The following is a 17,645-nucleotide window of genomic DNA, read 5'->3' as shown; positions in this document are numbered from 1 at the left end:
GTAATAAGAGGAGGGAAATTATTTAGGAGTTGATTAACGAAGTGATAGACATTACAGCCGACATTCCTGCTGAACTCATTAAACAGCGAATTGAACGATTGCAGGAAGCAATGCAGGCGGATAGCATTGACGCATTTCTCATAACTCAAAACGTAGATCTTTATTATTTCAGCGGGTCTATGCAAAATGGATACTTATTTATTCCAAGCATTGGAGATGCTACCTTTTACGTACGGCGAAGTGTTGAGCGCGCCAAGCAGGAGACAAGCGTTAAGGTAGAAGAACTCGGTGCTTTTCGTTTGTTTGGAGAAACGCTTGCGAAACATTATGCATCTATGTTTATAAAAGGAGCAGAGCTGCGAATAGCAGCAGATCTGGACGTGCTGCCGGCTCAGCTATATATTAAGCTGTCGCAGCTGCTTGGTGCGTCAGGACGTTGCGAGCTAATGGACGGGTCAGCCTACATTCGCAGATTGCGAATGATTAAATCACCATGGGAAGTAAGCCGAATCGAAGCAGCAGCGAAGGTTGTGGCAGAGGCACTAAATGAGGCGCTGAATGAATTGCGTGAAGGGATCAGCGAGCTTAAATGGATGGCAAGGGTTGAATATGAGCTTCGCATCCGCGGGCATATCGGCTTGATGCGAATGCGCGGCTACAATCAGGAGATAACAACCGGCATGGTTATTTCAGGTGCAGCAGCAGCTGTCCCAACTTATTTTGACGGACCTGCGGGCGGACTTGGTCTTGGCGCGGCGTCGCCGCAAAGCGTAAGCAGATCCATCATTAAGCGAGATGAACCTATATTAATTGATATAGGCTGCTGTGTGGATGGTTATGTTATCGATCAGACTCGTACGGCTGTTATTGGGCAACTATCTGAAACACTTCAACACGCCTATACGGTTTCGGAGGCCATAATCGCTGATTCTGAGAAATTAATGATTCCAGGCACACCTTGCTCTAAACTATACGAGGCTGCGCTTGAGAGCTGTGCCTCGGCTAAGCTAACCGAGCATTTTATGGGCTTTGGTGCGGATCAAGCGAAGTTTCTAGGTCATGGCATTGGACTTGAGATCGATGAGTGGCCGGTACTTGCGAAAGGCTTTCAGATGCCGCTGCAAGCTGGCATGGTTCTGGCTGTCGAACCCAAATTTACGTTTCCAGGGCAAGGCGTGGTAGGCATTGAGAATAGTTATTTAATTACGGAGAATGGTGCTAGAGCACTTACTCGTTCCAAGGCCGAACTCATTATTTTGCCTTAACATAATAGAGGGGGAGTTGCAGCTATGAATCGAGAACTAACCAGTCGGCTTCATCGCGATTATATTACAGTTTATCGTATCAGTGAGCTAATCACGAACGGTATTTTTCTCGCTTTAATTATCGCTTATTTCGCGTGTGCATTCACTTGGGATTGGACGCTAATACCCGGGTGGATTGCATTGTCCATCTTTGTCATCTCATTGGTATTGTTTACTTGGGTTATTCCAGAAATGAAGTATTCGCGATTTTCATATGAGCTGTTTGACGATGAGCTTGAAATTCAATCCGGCCTTATCTTTTTGAGTAATGTTCTTGTTCCGATGGTTCGTGTGCAGCATGTTGAGCTTGAAAGTGGTCCGCTGATGCGCAAGTATGATCTGGCTAGCGTGTCGATTGTTACAGCTGCTACTACGCACCGGATTAGCGGTCTAAAGCAGATAGAGGCGGAGCAGTTGAAGCGGCGAATTGGTATTTTAGCTAAGGTGGATGATCAAGATGAATGATCGCCGCATGCTTCATCCGATCTATATATTGTTTGGGCTGTTGAATACAATTAAAGGTTTCATACCCGTTATATTAATTGGAATAGTAAAAGGGACGAATTGGACAGCATTCGATTGGTATTGGTATGCTGGCGGAGCCGCCTTATCGGTTGTTTTACTTGTTTTTAGTTTTTTTGAATGGAAGCGATTCGGTTTTTGGTTGGAGGAGGATCGCATTATCATTCGAAAAGGCTTGTTGTTCAAAGATGAGAAGACGATCTACTATACACGAATCCATTCGGTTAATGTTGAGCAGCCGCTTATTCAGCGAATATTGAGAGTCGCACAGGTGAAGATCGAGACGCCCGGAGGCAACAAGAAGGCTGATGGCATACTGCCGGCGCTTTCCATTAAGGAAGCGAATGACATTCAGTATATGCTTAGAAAGCAAGCTACATCGAATGTTATACCAAGTATTCCATCTGATGCTGCTGAAGATATAATGATAAATAAGGCAGCTGATCAGCAGGTAGTTGTAAAAATAAACAACAGACCACTCCAGCCTTCGGTATCAGCGGTCGAAGCAAGCGGTGATATGCCGCAGTTTGGGCTAAACGCTGCTCAGCTGCTCCAAGCGGCTGCAACTTCGACAAATTTTGGGCTTGTAGCTGCTTTTTTGGCGGGTTTGTTTTCCTTTGCTGACGATATTATTAATCAGCTGCTTCCGGATCACTTTTTTGAGACGGTCGTGGAAGATTCGGCAACTTTAATGCCAAGTTATATACTGATCGTTATTGTAATCGTTATTGGGATTGGGCTCGCATGGCTGCTGTCTATTATATTGTATGTTTTGAAGTACAGCGGCTTTACGGTAAAAAGAGAGGGCAGGCAGATTGCAGTCTCCTATGGCTTACTCGAAAAAAAATCATTTGTGTTTGACCCCAAGAAGGTTCAAGCTGTTATCGTTACGGAAGGGCCGCTGCGTCAAGCTTTTGGTTATGCGGAAATCCAGCTTCAAATTGTTTCGTCAGATAAGAAGGAGCAGCTTATGCTGCATCCGTTCCTAAAATATTGTGATATCCAGAAAGTACTGGATGATTTTGTTCCGCAAGTGAAGCTCCCATCGATGGCAAAGTTGACAGGAGCGCCGAAGCGAGCGTTGATTTATTACGTAAGAATAGAGCTGCTGCTCAGTTTGCTTTTATGTAGCGCATTATTCGTAGTTTTTAAAGCAGATGGATTATGGTCGTTAATCCTTCTCCCACTAGTTCTTTTGTGGAGAAGAAGCTGCTTTAGTGCTGCTGGAGTAAAGCTGGACGATGGCCAGCTAACACTCCGCAATCGTTTTCTATCAAGGTCAACCTATATGATTCGACGTCCCAAAATCGTAACGATGAGGGTGAGCTGCTCGATCTGGCAGCAGAAGAAGAAGCTGTTGACATTGTCAGTACGCGTGATGGGCAGCCCATTCGAATACCGTGTGAATTCGCTTGATCGTGAAGATTTGCTGCCTGTGTGGCAATGGTATAGCCGTAGTCAGAAAGAGCAATAGAATAGCGGATTTCGTTAAGCAACTGTAGAAGAGTTAACTCCTTCCGCAGTTGTTTTTCTATTTATCAAAAATAATTTTAAAACAGAGTGAACGAAATGAGATGCTGAACCGTCTTAGCTATTACCGGATGAAATATAGGAGGTTGTGCGCTCGTGAATAACGAGACGAAGCTTATAAAGCAAGCAGTTCGTGGTGATTCGCGAGCGCTCTCTGAACTGCTGCAGCAGAATTATACATTTCTTTATCAGTACGTACTTAAAATAACGATGAACAAAACGCGTGCCGAGGATGTCACACAGGAAACGATGCTGAGGGCAATTGAGAAAATAGCGACTTTTGAAGCCAAATCTAAATTTTCTACTTGGCTCATCACTATTGCCTCTAGACTTGTCGTTGATCGCATTCGTCGAAGCGAGCTTGAAAAGCACTGGGTGCAGGAGGAGCAATCACTGAGGGCAATCCGCTTTAGTACAATGCAGCGGGGAGATGATTGGCCAGACGCTCTTCAAGCATTAGGTGAGCTTAGCGGTGAGATTCGAATACCAATATTACTTAAGTATTATTACGGATATTCGCAAGAGGAAATTTCCTCGATGCTGGATATTCCAGCAGGGACAGTCAAATCAAGGCTGCACAATGGCTTAAAGCAGCTGCGGAAGGAGCTAACGGAGCATGAAGAAGTCTAGAGAGGATACAGATGATCAGCAATGGTTCGACAGTGAGTTAGAAGAAACATTGTCCCGTTTTGACGCTGCGCATGCCCCGCATGTTCCTGATCTGCAGCGGTTTGCGGACATGGTGCATGAGCATAAGCAGCATATGAAGAGGAAGTTTTGGAAGGATCTTTTGTTATTTTGGTTTACAGCATGTTTGATTTTTGGTCTGATGATGTGGATGTTGGATCGTAATTGGGTATGGTTTGCTGTACTGCAAGCCGTTATTTCAGCAGGTGCTATTGGTTTTGTCAGTGTCATGTTTAGTCGAAGGAAGGTGCGGACATGGAGGAGCTAAAGGTCATACCGATTTGGGGATGGATTGTGCTCATCACAATATTGATCGCACAGTCGACTTGGCTGTTTATTGACGCTCGCAAAAGAGAGAGCATGCCTTGGTTTTGGGGCTTATGGGGATTAATTCAAACGCCGATGCCGCTTATCTTTTATTTCATTTTTGTGCGAAGCGGTTGGTTTAAGCAGGGCAGCAGCAAGGACAAGAAATAGATCTTTTAATTCGAACGGGAGGTCATTACAATGAACGATCAAATTTCATTATCAGAGATATTACCTATAATTGCGCCAATAATTGTTATTAATTTGATTTTAATGGTGATCGCATTAGTGCTATGCGCAAAGGCTGAGAATACGCGCGGGCCTAAGTTGATGTGGGTTTTAATCATAATATTCGTAAATATATTTGGGCCGATCGCCTTCTTTATAGCTGGAAGGAGGAATGAAAGATGACAGCTTTGCTTGAGGTGAAGGGATTAGCAAAGTCTTTCGGTACAGTAGAGGCAGTAGCTGGTATCGATTTTACAATAACCGCAGGTCATTGTGTTGCGCTGCTTGGTCCTAACGGAGCAGGAAAAACAACGACGATTCGAATGATTACGGGTCTGCTTAAACAGACTGCGGGTCAAATGGATTTTATGGGTTCGACCCAAGCAGTCAATCATAGAGAATTAATTGGTTATTTGCCGCAATCACCATCGTTCTATAATTGGATGACAGGAATGGAATATGTTATATACGCAGGGAGATTATGCGGTCTCAGTTCATCAGTTGCCAAAAAACGCGCAAAAGAGTTAATTGAGCGTGTTGGGATTTCCTCTGCTGCAAAGAGGAGAATAGGCTCATACTCTGGAGGGATGAAACAACGGTTAGGACTAGCTCAAGCGCTTATCCATCAGCCGAAGCTTCTAGTTATGGATGAGCCGGTTTCAGCGCTTGATCCGATTGGACGCAGAGAGGTGCTCGAATTGCTGCACGAACTGAAGCAAGAAACGTCAGTTCTCTTCTCTACGCATGTACTGCACGATGCTGAGGAACTATGCGATGATGTCATTATTATTCGAAATGGAAAAGTAGCACTGCAAGGAGCAATTGAAACGATTCGCAACGATCACCGTAAACCGATCATCGAACTCCAGCTTGAACGCGACGCACAGTCAGAGCGCTGGTTATCCTCTTATAAGGAGCGGATCCTGTCTGCAATAAAGCTAGAAAGCAAAACAAGCTTGTTTCAGGATGTTCAGCTGCAAAACGGTATTGCGCGTTTTACGGTCAACGAAGTGGATGCAGCGAGGCGTGTTCTGCTTGAAGAATTGACGCGGGAGCAGATTAAGGTAAGCAGATTGGAAATCGGACATACATCATTAGAGGATCTATTTATGAAGGTGGTGACCGCATGAGTACAAAAACTATGGAGCAGCTAAAGCCCATTACAGTTAATGCAGTAGGATCTTCAAGCTTTACGCGATACATCGTTATGGTTGAGAAGGAGCTTCTTGAGCTTTTGCGTAGCTTAAAGCTGCTCTGGGTACCGCTAGTATTTATATTACTCGGCATTATGCAGCCTGTAACAACGTATTACATGCCAATAATTTTAGAGAAAGCAGGTAATATGCCGGATGGGACTGTTATTGAAATTCCTAAACCGCTAGGTACGGAGGTACTTGCACAAACACTCCAGCAATTCGGTACATTGGGTATTCTTGTTCTCGTGCTTGTCTGTATGGGTACGGTGTCGGGTGAGCGCAACAGCGGAGCAGCATCGCTCATCCTCGTGAAGCCCATTTCGATATTTTCCTACATCTGCTCCAAATGGACAGCTTTGCTTCTCCTAACTTGGGGTTCACTAAGCGCTGGTTATCTTGCTTCATGGTATTATACAGGTGTGTTGATTGGCGAGGTTCCATTTGAGAATGTAATGAACAGCCTTCTTATATATGGTTTATGGCTTTCCTTTGTCGTGACTCTAACGATCCTATTTAGTTCTATGCTTCGGAGTCCGGCCGCTGCTGCTTTCTCAGCACTTGGTGGAGCCGTTGGTTTGTCTGTATTAACAGGACTGTTTCCAAAAGTGCTAGGGTGGAGTCCAGGCGCGCTAAGTGGTTTCGCTTATCAAGCTGCGGTCTTAGGAATAGAAAATAATAGCCGATTCGGGTGGACGATTGTTATAACAGTTATATGCATTGCAGCGGCTATTAGCTTATCAACAACGGTTCTTCGCAAAAGCTCAGCTGTGGAATAAAATAAAATGACAGTCTATCAACTCTCTTCTATTGGACACCGCTATTATTTTTTAGTAGGATAGTAGTGAAAGATTCAGCGACGAAGAAACGGGAGTTGAGGACGATGCTACAACTAGGCACTAAGGTCGTCATTGTGGCTGACCAATATGAACAAAACCTGCCCATTGGGGAGCACGGTTATATTATAGCTTACGACCGCAATGCGGATAATGTATTTGATTACGTACTGAGAGTACCCTCGGCGAATCGTAATTTTCTTATTCCTGATGAAGATGTAGAACTTGAAGAAGTGCTCATCCAGGATGAGGTTGACCGGATTGAACGGGAGGCTTTAATCGATTTTGCCCTTGCTACACACAACGAGGAACTATTTAAGCGAATTATGAATGGTGGTGAAGAGTCGGAACCGGAGCCGGAAAATACGGTTATGGAGCCGATTAGCCCAGCAGATTTTATTCGTCAGGTTAATTTAAAGGCTTGGATTTAACCCATAGCTACTTGTAGCGGACTGTTCTGTATGTCATCTTGTTGACTGCGGAACAGTCTTTTTTTATTGCTCAGAAAATTATAGAGAATTATGTGAGCATGTGATGATAATATGAAAAAAATTTGACTGTGTTCGATGTGCTGCAATTTGAGCTAGCTGGAAAATTAGTGCGTCTGGATAATCAAGTAAGCTCGATGTTTGGGTGCGGGCAGACGAGAGTAGCCTTCGACAGGTTCTTTATAATCTGGTCTACAACGCCATTAAGCATATGGATAATGGTTCGATAACGTCATTTACCGTTTACATTGATGTTCGCCCTGTATGTGAGATATAATAGGAAGAATGATTACAGGAATTAAGAAAGGAAGTATACCTGATGAGCATTACTACTAAGGATGTAGAGCATGTCGCAAGACTGGCGCGGTTAGAGCTTTCCGATTCGGAAAAGGATCAGTTTACGGAGCAGCTCAATGCGATTTTGAAATATGCTGAGAAGCTTGATGGTTTGGACACAGAAAATGTCGAGCCGACCAGCCATGTACTGCCTATTACGAATGTTATGCGTGCGGATGAGAATCGCCCATCACTGCCGATTGAGAAGGTTTTGCTGAATGCGCCTGATGAAGAAGATGGACAATTTAAAGTACCTGCGGTGCTTGAATAATACGAATGGGTTTTATTTGAAGGGAGGAAATACTGTTGGCACTGTTTGATTTGCGCCTGCAGGATGTACATAACAAGCTTAACAATAAGGAACTATCTGTTTCTGAGCTGGTTAGCGCATCATATGCGAGAATTGCGGAAACTGAGCCTGCTATTAAGGCTTTCATTACATTGAACGAAGAGAATGCGCGCTTGCAGGCTTCTGAGCTGGACAAGCAATTGCAAGAGGGTGGCGACCAAGGTTTGCTATTTGGATTGCCAGCGGGTGTAAAGGATAATATTGTGACCGAGGGTCTACTGACAACTTGTGCGAGCCAGTTTTTAAACAATTACAATCCTATTTATGACGCAACTGTAGTTCGTAAGCTGAAGGCTGCTCAATCCGTTACGATTGGCAAGCTGAATATGGATGAGTTTGCAATGGGCGGTTCGAATGAAAACTCGAGTTTCTATCCTACACGCAATCCATGGAATACGGATTACGTGCCTGGCGGCTCAAGCGGCGGCTCAGCAGCATCAGTTGCTGCAGGACAAGTGTATTTCTCACTTGGTTCCGATACGGGCGGGTCGATTCGCCAACCAGCAGCATATTGCGGAATCGTTGGCTTGAAACCAACCTATGGTCTTGTTTCACGGTTTGGTCTTGTAGCTTTCGCATCGTCTTTGGATCAAATTGGTCCGCTTACCAAAAATGTTGAAGACTCTGCATATGTGCTTCAAGCCATTGCTGGCTATGACACAAGCGATTCTACATCTGCGAATGTGGAGATTCCAGACTACACCGCAGCTTTGACAGGTGATGTAAAAGGCTTGCGTATTGGTGTGCCTAAGGAATACCTCGGAGCGGGCATTGATCCGCGAGTGAAAGAAGCAGTGCTTAAAGCATTAGCTGTTTATGAATCACTTGGCGCGACATGGGAAGAGGTTTCGCTGCCGCATACAGAATATGCGATCGCAACTTACTATCTGCTTGCTTCATCAGAAGCATCTTCAAATCTGGCTCGTTTTGACGGCGTACGCTATGGCGTTCGTGCTGAAAATCCAGAAAATCTAATTGATTTATATAAAAAATCGCGCAGCGAAGGCTTTGGCGATGAAGTAAAACGTCGGATCATGCTGGGCACGTACGCGCTTAGCTCCGGCTACTATGATGCTTATTATTTGAAAGCACAGAAGGTGCGGACACTTATTAAGCAAGATTTTGATCAAGTGTTCAGCCAATATGATCTGATCATCGGACCTACGGCTCCGACACCAGCGTTCCGAATTGGGGAGCAGGTTGGAGATCCATTGACGATGTATTTAAACGATATTTGTACGATACCGGTTAGCTTGGCGGGTGTTCCTGCTATTAGCGTACCTTGCGGCACAGCTGATGGCTTGCCGATCGGCCTGCAAATTATCGGGAAAGCGTTCGACGAATCGACGGTGCTGCGCGCCGCTCATGCGTTCGAGCAGCACACAGAGCATCATAAACAACGTCCGCAGCTATAAGCGGATCTATATACGTTTACGAAGGGATCGATACGAATGTCTGAACCGAATAAATACGAGACGGTTGTCGGGCTGGAAGTCCATGTAGAGCTGCATACAAATAGTAAAATCTTTTGCGGCTGCTCTACGGCTTTCGGCGCGCCACCGAATACACATACCTGTCCTGTATGTCTTGGACATCCCGGCGTTTTGCCGGTATTGAATCGTCAAGCTGTTGAATATGCCATGAAGGCAGCTATGGCTTTAAACTGTCAGATTGCTGATATTAGCAAGTTTGACCGTAAAAACTATTTCTACCCAGATTCGCCTAAAGCGTATCAAATTTCTCAATTTGATCAACCGATCGGTGAACATGGCTGGATTGATATTGAAGTTAATGGCGAGACGAAGAGAATCGGCATTACAAGGCTGCACCTTGAAGAAGACGCCGGCAAACTGACTCACGTAGATGGTGGTTATGCTTCACTTGTCGATTTCAACCGTGTCGGTACGCCGCTAATTGAGATCGTGTCTGAGCCGGATATTCGCACTCCCGAGGAAGCAAAAGCTTATTTGGAGAAAATCAAAGCGATTATGCAGTATTGCGATGTTTCTGATGTGAAGATGGAAGAAGGAAGTTTGCGTTGCGATGCGAACATCAGTCTGCGTCCATATGATCAAAAGGAATTTGGTACTCGTGCCGAGCTTAAGAACATGAACTCCTTCCGGGGTGTTCAGCGCGGTCTAGAGTATGAGCAGCTTCGCCAAGCGGAAATATTAGACAGCGGCGGCGTAGTCATTCAAGAAACTCGTCGTTTTGACGATGCGCTCGGTAAATCATTCTCGATGCGCGGCAAAGAAGAAGCACATGATTATCGCTACTTCCCGGACCCGGATCTCGTGCAACTGCATATTAGCGAAGAATGGAAGCAAAGCATTCGTGCTACGATTCCAGAATTGCCTGATGCGCGCAAAGCAAGATACACAGCTGATTACAGCTTGCCTTCATATGATGCTGAGGTTATTACTTCTTCTAAGAAACTTGCTGATTTCTTCGAGGAAAGCCTTTCTTATACGAAGGATGCCAAATCCGTTTCGAACTGGATCATGGGTGACCTGCTTGGTTATTTGAATGCAAATGGCCAGGAAATTACCGATGTGAAAATTACCGGACAAGGTCTAGGTGAAATGATTGGCTTGCTTGAAAAGGGTACTATCAACGGTAAGATTGCTAAAACCGTGTTTAAGGCGATGCTGGAGTCAGGCAAACTGCCACAGCAAATCGTTGAGGAACAAGGCCTCGTTCAAATTAGTGACGAAGGCGCAATTCAAGCTATTGTTAATCAGATCGTAGAAGCGAATCCGCAATCGGTCGAAGATTATAGAGCGGGTAAAGAAAAAGCGATTGGTTTCCTAGTTGGACAGATTATGAAAGAATCTAGAGGAAAAGCAAATCCTGCACTCGTGAATAAGCTGCTTGTTGAGCGTTTGAAATAAGTGGAGTTACACGATAAGACGCGGTTCATCATCATGATGAGGCGCGTCTTTCTTTTTGCCCATTGGTCAGGACAGGAGACCTGTATATTCCAATCACTGCATACAATTATGTTACAATAGCTCATATAGAAAGGTCGGGATTGCTTATGGTATTAAATACGCTTCATAATCCGTGGTACATTAGTGAACTTCATATTTTACTTCGGCTTCTGCTTGCATTGCTGCTAGGCGGACTCGTAGGTTTCGAGCGTGAGCAGTCGAATCATGCGGCGGGACTGCGTACTAATATTTTAGTCTGTATTGGGTCGTGCCTGTTGATGCTGCTCTCCATGTACGGTTTCTCCGCTTTTGTTGATGAGCCTAATGTGCGGGTTGATCCGGCGCGTCTCGCTGCTGCGGTCATTACGGGGATAGGCTTCCTCGGTGCAGGCACGATACTATTTACAGGGAAATCAATTACGGGTTTAACGACTGCGGCATCACTTTGGGTCGTATCCGCGATTGGATTAGCAGTCGGAGCGGGTTTTTATTTCGCATCTGCCACTGCCACGGTTATGGTACTTGTGACTTTATGGGCATTTAATAAGCTGGAGAAAAGGTATATTAGCGCAAAGAAGGAGTATTTGCTCAAAATAAAAGCGAATGATTTGTCGCAAGCAATGATTGAACTGAATAGCTTGCTGACTGACCGGAAAATTGTAATGAGAAAAATGCTGCTGGAAGAGTGTGAGGATGGCGAGGACGGCGAGCAGATTTTGCTGCAGGTGTACATCGCCTTACCCAAATCGGAAGCATTGCTTGTTCTCCTTGATAAAATAAAGCATTTGGAGGGTGTACGTTGGGTCAGCTCAGAATAAAACAAATGAAAAACAGGCTGCTCACCGTATTATTTGCGTTTGCAATGCCAGGAGCAGGACATATGTATACGGGACAGCATCCCAAGGGATTATTGTTAATTGCGGCTTTTTGGCTCGATTTAACAGCAATCGTTAGATTGGCCGATTCAGATGGTGGAAGGCATTTGCTGCTTATTGTGTATTTAGGTCTTATGCTTCCTGTTTTTTATTTTATTAGCGTGTTTGACTCCTTACAAAGCACGGAAGCGAATAATTACAGCCCCGTTGCTTTGAATCTCACACATGGTATCCTACTTTTAGCAGCGGGAAGCATTATGCTTATTTTAGTAAAGCCGCCTCATGCCCTTTTGCCATGGATGAACGAGCTTGCGGAGTTATGTGTGGGCCCCATCATAATAATTGCTTCAATATTGCTGTTATTACGTTCAAGGAAAGGATCGGTTTATATGTTTAAGCTAGGACGTTTTACAGCAGCGGCACTAGTACTGACAGTGGGAGCATTGCTTCTATGGGATCAAATACAAGGACGAAATGATATTTCATTACTTGGACAATGGTGGCCGGTCATTTTTATATTGTTGGGTTTTGAAATTATAATATACAGCATAAAATTTAAAGGCATTGAAAAAAAGCTGCGACTTGATGTTGCGGGCGGAATGATCGCGGTATTGATATCATTGACGGCTTATGTTGTAACCCAGTATGCAGATATTCCATATCGCTGGCTTGATCAGTTTAATGTTGATTTGAACGGAGCCTCAGAATATGGAGAAGAGAAGGGTTATCAATATGATAAGGCTATTATTAAAGTTCCGTTAGATGAAGCGGCTTCTCTTATTCGCATTGTTAATCCTAATGGACATGTGACCGTGCGTTCAGGTGATGTTCAAGAAATCGAGATATTGACAGCTGTGTGGGTCGATGTACCGGACAAGACAGAAGCAGATGCTATCGCAGATCAATCAACAGTTAAGATTAATCCTGGTGCGGAAGTTACCTTGGAAGCCAAAGGGCAAAGCTACGGATCGAACGGCAGCAGAAAGCCGAGAATGAATATGCTCATTACCGTGCCAAATTCATTGTCGGATCAAGTAGAGGTTGAAGACGTACCTACAGCAACACCGATAGTGTCTGGAGCTGATATCAATACTTCGTTGCGAGCGACACTGCCTAATGAATCGGATACTGTCCTAGACGAAGAATCAGAGCAAACACCAGTAGCTGAAGAACAGAAGCCCGTGTTGAAGATGACGGTAGAAGCGGGGAATGGTTCAATAGAAATAAATAAATTAACACTCCCAGGCGGCCTTGAAATTCGGAGTAATAACGGTATTATCAGCGTTAGCAACATTAATGGTTCGATTTCTGTCAAAGGAAATAATGGGGATATTAATGCTAATAGCATTTCGGGTGACTCCTATTTAGAGACGAAGAATGGCAAAATTACAGCAGAAGCTGTAAAAGGTAAGCTTTACGCAAATACCCTTAATGGAAGCTTGGAGATCAAACAGATCGATGGAAACATAGAGTCTGAAACGAAAAATGGGCGAATTAAAATTGATGGTGCAGGAGCATCGGTAAAAGCGGATACCCTTAATGGCAGTATTGAGCTAAGCAGTGCTACGGTTGGCGGAGACTGGGACCTTGATAGTTCCGTTGGAGAAATTAAGCTCTTGATGCCGCAAACTGCTCATTTCACAGTTTACGGATCGGTAACTTTCGGTAATATCATGACCGAACTTCCGCTTGAGGTCAGTAAGAAAACCATAAGAGGCACCATAGGCGAGGGTACTTTTAGAATCCAAATTAATGCAACGAACAGCATTACAATCAATCAATTTGGGCGATCTTAATAAGGCGCTTTCATTGACAAACTCTTAAATTAGAACGTACAATAGTTTTAACTACTTAGGAAGGGCGTGAGGGGAATGGGAGCCGACGTTAACTTAGCACTTGAGCAACTGAAGATGAATGGCGTCCGAATGACCCCGCAACGTCACGCCATATTAAGCTACTTGATGGACTCAATGTCCCATCCGACTGCAGATGAAATTTATAAAGCGCTCTGTCCTATATATCCGAGCATGAGTGTGGCAACTATATATAACAATCTGCGTTTATTTGTAGAAGCTGGATTAGTGCGTGAACTGACTTATGGCGATGATTCAAGTCGTTTTGATTCGGATCTATCCGATCACTACCATGCCATTTGCAAAACTTGCGGTTCAATCGTCGATTTTAATTATCCACCGCTGTTGGAAGTTGAACGGACCGCATCACGAGTAACGGGTTTCGTGGTTGAAGGTCACCGAATGGAGATTTACGGCATTTGCTCAACTTGCAACACAACATCAACGAAATAATGGGCGTATGGCCTACAAAGAACGTGCCGGGAAGCGACTCAACGCTAATCTGCACGTTTTTTATTACCAGAGATAAGTAAAAGGAACCAAACAGGAGGGTGATGACTTGGAAACGATGTATAACCGAGCACCGCGCCGAGAAGGCAACAGAGGTGTCCGGAGTATAATATTATTATTTATGATAGGAGTAATTGCAGTTTTTTGTTGGTATGGTTATATGCGTTTTATTCCAAGCAACGAGAAGGCGGATACAAATTATAAATCCGCTAATCCTATATTTATACATGGGGTAGAGGCAGAGCAAGGAGCAATTATTGAAAATAATGAGGTGAAGCTTCCTCTTTCCGTGTTGGAGCAAATACTAGGTGAGGACAAGCCTATTAGATATGAGCCGGATTCAGGCTCCATTATTTTGACAACTGCTAATAAGGTTCTTCATCTCAAGACGGACTCATTAACGGCAACTATTAATCAGAAGCCGTATGATCTGACGATTGCTGCAGAAACATCTAATAATACGGTCTACATTCCTGCAGAACCTTTGAAGGAGTTATATGGGCTTCAAGTGGAATTCGTTAAAGAGACGGGTGCTGTAACTTTACTGAAAGCAGGAGACATGGTACAGCTGGCTGAGGTAACGAAAGAGAAGGGGGCAGCTATTCGAACCGAGTCAACCATACGAGCCCCATTTCTACAAAAAGTGCCTCAAGCACAAACGCTAAGAATTTGGAAAGAGCAGGATGGTTGGCTGCTTGTCCAAAATAATGACGGTCTTACAGGCTTCGTCAATAAAAAAGACGTGAAGCTTACCACGATTGAGAAAGTGCCAGAGCAATCATCGGAACCTTCATTTATTGCTTGGAAAGTACTAGGCAACAAAATTAATATGACTTGGGAAGCCGTTTATCAAAAAAAAATAGATACTGCCCAAATAGCGCCAATGCAAGGTGTGAATGTCGTTAGTCCTACTTGGTTTGAACTGGCTGACGCTAAAGGTACGATCAAAGGCAAGGCAGATCCCGCTTATGTAAAGTGGGCACATCAGCAAGGTATGCAAGTTTGGGCGCTGTTTAGCAATAGCTTTGAGCCGGATCGAACAACGAAGGCATTAGCAACTGTTGAGACTCGTTTTTCCATGATCCAGCAGTTAATCGGTTTTGCCGAGGTGTATGGTTTGCAAGGGATCAATTTGGATTTCGAGAATGTACACACCGCTGATAAGGCCAACTTTGTACAATTTGTTCGTGAACTGACCCCGTTATTACATGAGCAAGGTCTAGTCGTATCGGTTGATGTAACACCAAAGTCGAATAGTGAAATGTGGTCGCTCTTTCTTGATCGTGCTGCACTCGGCAAAATAGTGGATTATATGATGGTAATGGCTTACGATGAGCATTGGGCTTCCAGTCCCAAATCAGGCTCAGTCGCTTCATTGCCTTGGACGGAGAAATCACTCGTTCGTATAATGGAAGAGGATGCTGTTCCTGCGAATAAGCTTATACTCAGCATGCCGCTTTATTCCCGAATATGGACGGAGAAAAAGGGCGAGGACGGTAAAGTTGACGTTTCCTCCAAAGCAGTCGGCATGAAACGAGTGAATGAGATTATTAGTACGAAGAAGTTAAAGCCGGTATTTGATGCAAAAGCTGGTCAAAATTACGTAGAATATACGGAAGACGGAAATTTGATGCGGATATGGATAGAGGATGAAGTATCTATCAAGGCTAGAGTAGCGCTTGCGCGGAAATATGATTTAGCTGGCGTTGCAACTTGGCAGCGTGCGTTCCAAACGGAAGCCATTTGGAAAACGATCGATGATTCCATCAACACTAGGCCATAATACATTTTATAAATGAGTTAGTAGCAAGAAATAAGAAACGCCTCCTTCATGTGACAGACATGGAGGAGGCGTTTCTTATTTCTAAGTAGTTATGCTTGCTGTTCGGCAGGATTATGTGTGGCTTGTTCAGGATCAAGTGTCAGCATTGTTTTGCAATACATACAGCGATCGGTTTTTCCAAGCATTTTAGTTGGACGTGCGCATTCTGGACACTGAAGCATTGTGGCGCTTGTCGACATCATGCCAGCCCAGAAATAAACAGCTACGCTGATTAGCAAGGAGATCATCCCGATTACCATGAAGATTGCAGCAATAATTTTGCCAGCTTGTCCCCAAAATACAATGCCTGCTGTGCCGAGTATCATCACGCCCATACCTACGAGTGTGAAGACGAGGCCCCAGAGACGGAATTCATTAATTTTGGCTGACTTAAAAAAGAACTTTTTCACACATTCAAATCCTTTCTATGACAATTGACTTATGATTTTGTGACAGTTTCTGAGTTAGTAAGCAGGAATGTGCCTCCAACCTGTCGAAAAAGAATAAAACTGTAGAATATTATTATAGCGTAATAGAATGTGATTAGCTATATGGAGGAACTAGTGGAACATATAAAAGCGTACTTCGCGGACAGCTATCGAGATGAACCTCAATTAATTGGTTTAGCTGTTATTGAAAACCCATATCCTTATAATCCATTGATCGATGGATTAGATTCGTTAGTACTTGTTGTGATGCATGAAGACCTTGACCGAAACGATACGGAGCATGTCCAAATCGAAGGCCAACGCGTATTGATTCGAACCATTGATTCTAAAGGGCTACATGATTGGTTGTCCTGTGGAGAGAACCGTAATATTATCGAGTGGTTAGTTCGGGGGGAGATCTTGTTGGATCGCGACGGCTATATGAGCAATGTTCGTGAACGTCTGCTTCAGTTTCCTGATTCAATGAGGGAGCAAAAGCAGTTTGCTGAATTTACGGGTTTCTTAAGAACGTATTTGCAAGCAAAGCAGGATCTAATAGATGGGAATCTACTGGACGCTTACAGTCATGTGCTAACTGCATTGCATCATTGGGCTCATATTGCTCTTATAGAAGAAGGACGTCATCCGGAGCTCACTGTGTGGAAGCAGTTGAAGCGAGTTCATCCAGGGATATATAAGCTTTATGAGGAACTAACGGTAAGCCCAGAAACGTTGGAGCAAAGAGTACAGCTAGTAATGCTGGGTTGCGAGTTCTCTGTGATGAGCAAAATGAAAACAAGCTGTACTTTATTATTTAAAATACTTGCTAGTCGTGAAGAGCCTTGGAGTATTGCAGAACTTCAATCACATTCCTCTATAAATGTACTACATGGTGATTTGTCACTTGTTCTTCAGAAGCTTGTGAAGCGGGATTATATTCGCGAGGTTGCAGTTATGCATGAAGCAGGAGATATAGGTGCGCTTGAACTACGATACATGAATAACGTGAAATTAAACTAACATTTATTGTATATATAATAGTAGAAGAAGCGCTTGTAAAGCCTTGTGTTTACAGAGGCATACAAGCGCTTATTTTATAGAATGAAAAAAAACGAAAAACATGCTTGACTTATATATGGAGCAGATGATATATTAGTACTCGCCGCTTTTACAGGAAACATATTCGCGAAAACGACAATTTAAAAAAAATGTCGAAAAACGAAAAAAAGTACTTGCAAAGAGATAGGCGAGTGTGATATATTATAAAAGTCGCCGATACGAAACACGCGGTTGACACGAAAGAAAATTTTGCTCTTTGAAAACTGAACAACGAGTATTAAACTGCCCTTACGATTCTAACGAATCGTGAGAAAAAGCGATAAAAAAGTAATGAGCAAGTCAAACACCAATTTGGAGAGTTTGATCCTGGCTCAGGACGAACGCTGGCG

General features: G+C 43.9%; 19 protein-coding genes. 18 read left to right on the top strand and 1 reads right to left on the bottom strand.

Translation table 11 applies throughout. The features are described from left to right. Nucleotides 1–44: 44 nt before the first annotated feature. The 17 genes from AC0YN6_RS23485 (at nucleotide 45) to AC0YN6_RS23405 (ending at nucleotide 15,730) form a co-directional block, all read left to right on the top strand. Entirely contained in the window at nucleotides 45–1,265 is a 1,221-nt protein-coding gene (locus AC0YN6_RS23485) for a M24 family metallopeptidase (protein WP_475749916.1), read from the top strand. Nucleotides 1,266–1,289: 24 nt separating this feature from the next. Continuing rightward, nucleotides 1,290–1,769, top strand: coding sequence for a PH domain-containing protein (locus tag AC0YN6_RS23480; protein ID WP_475749814.1), 480 nt, complete (start codon nucleotides 1,290–1,292; stop codon nucleotides 1,767–1,769). Then, complete coding sequence (locus tag AC0YN6_RS23475; protein WP_475749813.1) at nucleotides 1,762–3,300, top strand: PH domain-containing protein; 1,539 nt, start codon at nucleotides 1,762–1,764, stop codon at nucleotides 3,298–3,300. The genes AC0YN6_RS23480 and AC0YN6_RS23475 overlap by 8 nt, the downstream gene beginning before the upstream one ends. Nucleotides 3,301–3,452: 152 nt before the next feature. Next, the gene (gene sigY, locus AC0YN6_RS23470; protein WP_475749812.1) at nucleotides 3,453–3,986 is read left to right on the top strand and encodes an RNA polymerase sigma factor SigY; all 534 of its coding nucleotides are present in this window, start codon (nucleotides 3,453–3,455) and stop codon (nucleotides 3,984–3,986) included. Next, on the top strand, nucleotides 3,973–4,311 hold the full coding sequence (locus AC0YN6_RS23465; protein WP_475749811.1) for a YxlC family protein: 339 nt from the start codon (nucleotides 3,973–3,975) through the stop codon (nucleotides 4,309–4,311). The genes sigY and AC0YN6_RS23465 overlap by 14 nt, the downstream gene beginning before the upstream one ends. Beyond that, nucleotides 4,299–4,520, top strand: coding sequence for a sigmaY antisigma factor component (locus AC0YN6_RS23460; RefSeq protein ID WP_475749810.1), 222 nt, complete (start codon nucleotides 4,299–4,301; stop codon nucleotides 4,518–4,520). Before AC0YN6_RS23465 ends, AC0YN6_RS23460 begins: the two co-directional genes overlap by 13 nt. Before the next feature lie 30 nt (nucleotides 4,521–4,550). Continuing rightward, nucleotides 4,551–4,760 carry a PLD nuclease N-terminal domain-containing protein gene (locus AC0YN6_RS23455; protein WP_475749809.1) on the top strand — a complete coding sequence of 70 codons (210 nt, stop codon included), beginning with the start codon at nucleotides 4,551–4,553 and terminating at the stop codon, nucleotides 4,758–4,760. Continuing rightward, on the top strand, nucleotides 4,757–5,707 hold the full coding sequence (locus AC0YN6_RS23450) for an ABC transporter ATP-binding protein (protein ID WP_475749808.1): 951 nt from the start codon (nucleotides 4,757–4,759) through the stop codon (nucleotides 5,705–5,707). The genes AC0YN6_RS23455 and AC0YN6_RS23450 overlap by 4 nt, the downstream gene beginning before the upstream one ends. Then, complete coding sequence (locus tag AC0YN6_RS23445; RefSeq protein WP_475749807.1) at nucleotides 5,704–6,549, top strand: ABC transporter permease; 846 nt, start codon at nucleotides 5,704–5,706, stop codon at nucleotides 6,547–6,549. The genes AC0YN6_RS23450 and AC0YN6_RS23445 overlap by 4 nt, the downstream gene beginning before the upstream one ends. A 104-nt stretch (nucleotides 6,550–6,653) precedes the next feature. Beyond that, nucleotides 6,654–7,037: an ATPase gene (locus AC0YN6_RS23440; protein WP_475749806.1), complete on the top strand. Its 384-nt coding sequence runs from the start codon at nucleotides 6,654–6,656 to the stop codon at nucleotides 7,035–7,037. Nucleotides 7,038–7,413: 376 nt separating this feature from the next. Continuing rightward, nucleotides 7,414–7,701 carry an Asp-tRNA(Asn)/Glu-tRNA(Gln) amidotransferase subunit GatC gene (gatC, locus tag AC0YN6_RS23435; protein ID WP_475749805.1) on the top strand — a complete coding sequence of 96 codons (288 nt, stop codon included), beginning with the start codon at nucleotides 7,414–7,416 and terminating at the stop codon, nucleotides 7,699–7,701. A gap of 35 nt (nucleotides 7,702–7,736) precedes the next feature. Next, nucleotides 7,737–9,194, top strand: a complete 1,458-nt coding sequence (gene gatA, locus AC0YN6_RS23430) for an Asp-tRNA(Asn)/Glu-tRNA(Gln) amidotransferase subunit GatA (protein ID WP_475749804.1) — start codon at nucleotides 7,737–7,739, stop codon at nucleotides 9,192–9,194. 36 nt (nucleotides 9,195–9,230) lie between these two features. Then, nucleotides 9,231–10,670, top strand: a complete 1,440-nt coding sequence (gene gatB / locus AC0YN6_RS23425; protein WP_475749803.1) for an Asp-tRNA(Asn)/Glu-tRNA(Gln) amidotransferase subunit GatB — start codon at nucleotides 9,231–9,233, stop codon at nucleotides 10,668–10,670. 146 nt (nucleotides 10,671–10,816) lie between these two features. After that, complete coding sequence (locus AC0YN6_RS23420; RefSeq protein WP_475749914.1) at nucleotides 10,817–11,527, top strand: MgtC/SapB family protein; 711 nt, start codon at nucleotides 10,817–10,819, stop codon at nucleotides 11,525–11,527. Further along, nucleotides 11,509–13,380, top strand: coding sequence for a DUF4097 family beta strand repeat-containing protein (locus AC0YN6_RS23415; protein WP_475749802.1), 1,872 nt, complete (start codon nucleotides 11,509–11,511; stop codon nucleotides 13,378–13,380). Before AC0YN6_RS23420 ends, AC0YN6_RS23415 begins: the two co-directional genes overlap by 19 nt. 75 nt (nucleotides 13,381–13,455) lie before the next feature. Next, nucleotides 13,456–13,890, top strand: a complete 435-nt coding sequence (gene perR, locus AC0YN6_RS23410; protein ID WP_475749801.1) for a peroxide-responsive transcriptional repressor PerR — start codon at nucleotides 13,456–13,458, stop codon at nucleotides 13,888–13,890. A 115-nt stretch (nucleotides 13,891–14,005) separates the two neighbouring features. Then, a complete protein-coding gene (locus AC0YN6_RS23405) occupies nucleotides 14,006–15,730 on the top strand; it encodes a glycosyl hydrolase family 18 protein (RefSeq protein ID WP_475749913.1) in 1,725 nt (574 codons plus the stop codon). A gap of 89 nt (nucleotides 15,731–15,819) precedes the next feature. Here the strand turns inward: AC0YN6_RS23405 and AC0YN6_RS23400 are convergent, their stop codons facing one another. Further along, the gene (locus AC0YN6_RS23400; protein ID WP_475749800.1) at nucleotides 15,820–16,179 is read right to left on the bottom strand and encodes a YgzB family protein; all 360 of its coding nucleotides are present in this window, start codon (nucleotides 16,177–16,179) and stop codon (nucleotides 15,820–15,822) included. Between the two features lie 153 nt (nucleotides 16,180–16,332). Here AC0YN6_RS23400 and AC0YN6_RS23395 point away from each other — a divergent pair, with 153 nt between their 5' ends. Then, nucleotides 16,333–17,217: a nucleotidyltransferase-like protein gene (locus tag AC0YN6_RS23395; protein ID WP_475749799.1), complete on the top strand. Its 885-nt coding sequence runs from the start codon at nucleotides 16,333–16,335 to the stop codon at nucleotides 17,215–17,217. Nucleotides 17,218–17,645: the final 428 nt, after the last annotated feature.

This window comes from Paenibacillus sp. J22P15 (genome assembly GCF_056269345.1).
This window is presented reverse-complemented; position numbering and strand designations above follow the sequence as displayed.

Excerpts from the sequence above, each read along its gene's own strand:
- AC0YN6_RS23480 (WP_475749814.1), top strand. The coding sequence starts at position 1,290 with ATGAATCGAGAACTAACCAGTCGGCTTCATCGCGATTATATTACAGTT.
- AC0YN6_RS23475 (WP_475749813.1), top strand. The coding sequence starts at position 1,762 with ATGAATGATCGCCGCATGCTTCATCCGATCTATATATTGTTTGGGCTG.
- AC0YN6_RS23465 (WP_475749811.1), top strand. The coding sequence starts at position 3,973 with ATGAAGAAGTCTAGAGAGGATACAGATGATCAGCAATGGTTCGACAGT.
- AC0YN6_RS23460 (WP_475749810.1), top strand. The coding sequence starts at position 4,299 with ATGGAGGAGCTAAAGGTCATACCGATTTGGGGATGGATTGTGCTCATC.
- AC0YN6_RS23455 (WP_475749809.1), top strand. The coding sequence starts at position 4,551 with ATGAACGATCAAATTTCATTATCAGAGATATTACCTATAATTGCGCCA.
- AC0YN6_RS23450 (WP_475749808.1), top strand. The coding sequence starts at position 4,757 with ATGACAGCTTTGCTTGAGGTGAAGGGATTAGCAAAGTCTTTCGGTACA.
- AC0YN6_RS23445 (WP_475749807.1), top strand. The coding sequence starts at position 5,704 with ATGAGTACAAAAACTATGGAGCAGCTAAAGCCCATTACAGTTAATGCA.
- AC0YN6_RS23440 (WP_475749806.1), top strand. The coding sequence starts at position 6,654 with ATGCTACAACTAGGCACTAAGGTCGTCATTGTGGCTGACCAATATGAA.
- gatC (WP_475749805.1), top strand. The coding sequence starts at position 7,414 with ATGAGCATTACTACTAAGGATGTAGAGCATGTCGCAAGACTGGCGCGG.
- gatB (WP_475749803.1), top strand. The coding sequence starts at position 9,231 with ATGTCTGAACCGAATAAATACGAGACGGTTGTCGGGCTGGAAGTCCAT.
- AC0YN6_RS23420 (WP_475749914.1), top strand. The coding sequence starts at position 10,817 with ATGGTATTAAATACGCTTCATAATCCGTGGTACATTAGTGAACTTCAT.
- perR (WP_475749801.1), top strand. The coding sequence starts at position 13,456 with ATGGGAGCCGACGTTAACTTAGCACTTGAGCAACTGAAGATGAATGGC.
- AC0YN6_RS23405 (WP_475749913.1), top strand. The coding sequence starts at position 14,006 with ATGTATAACCGAGCACCGCGCCGAGAAGGCAACAGAGGTGTCCGGAGT.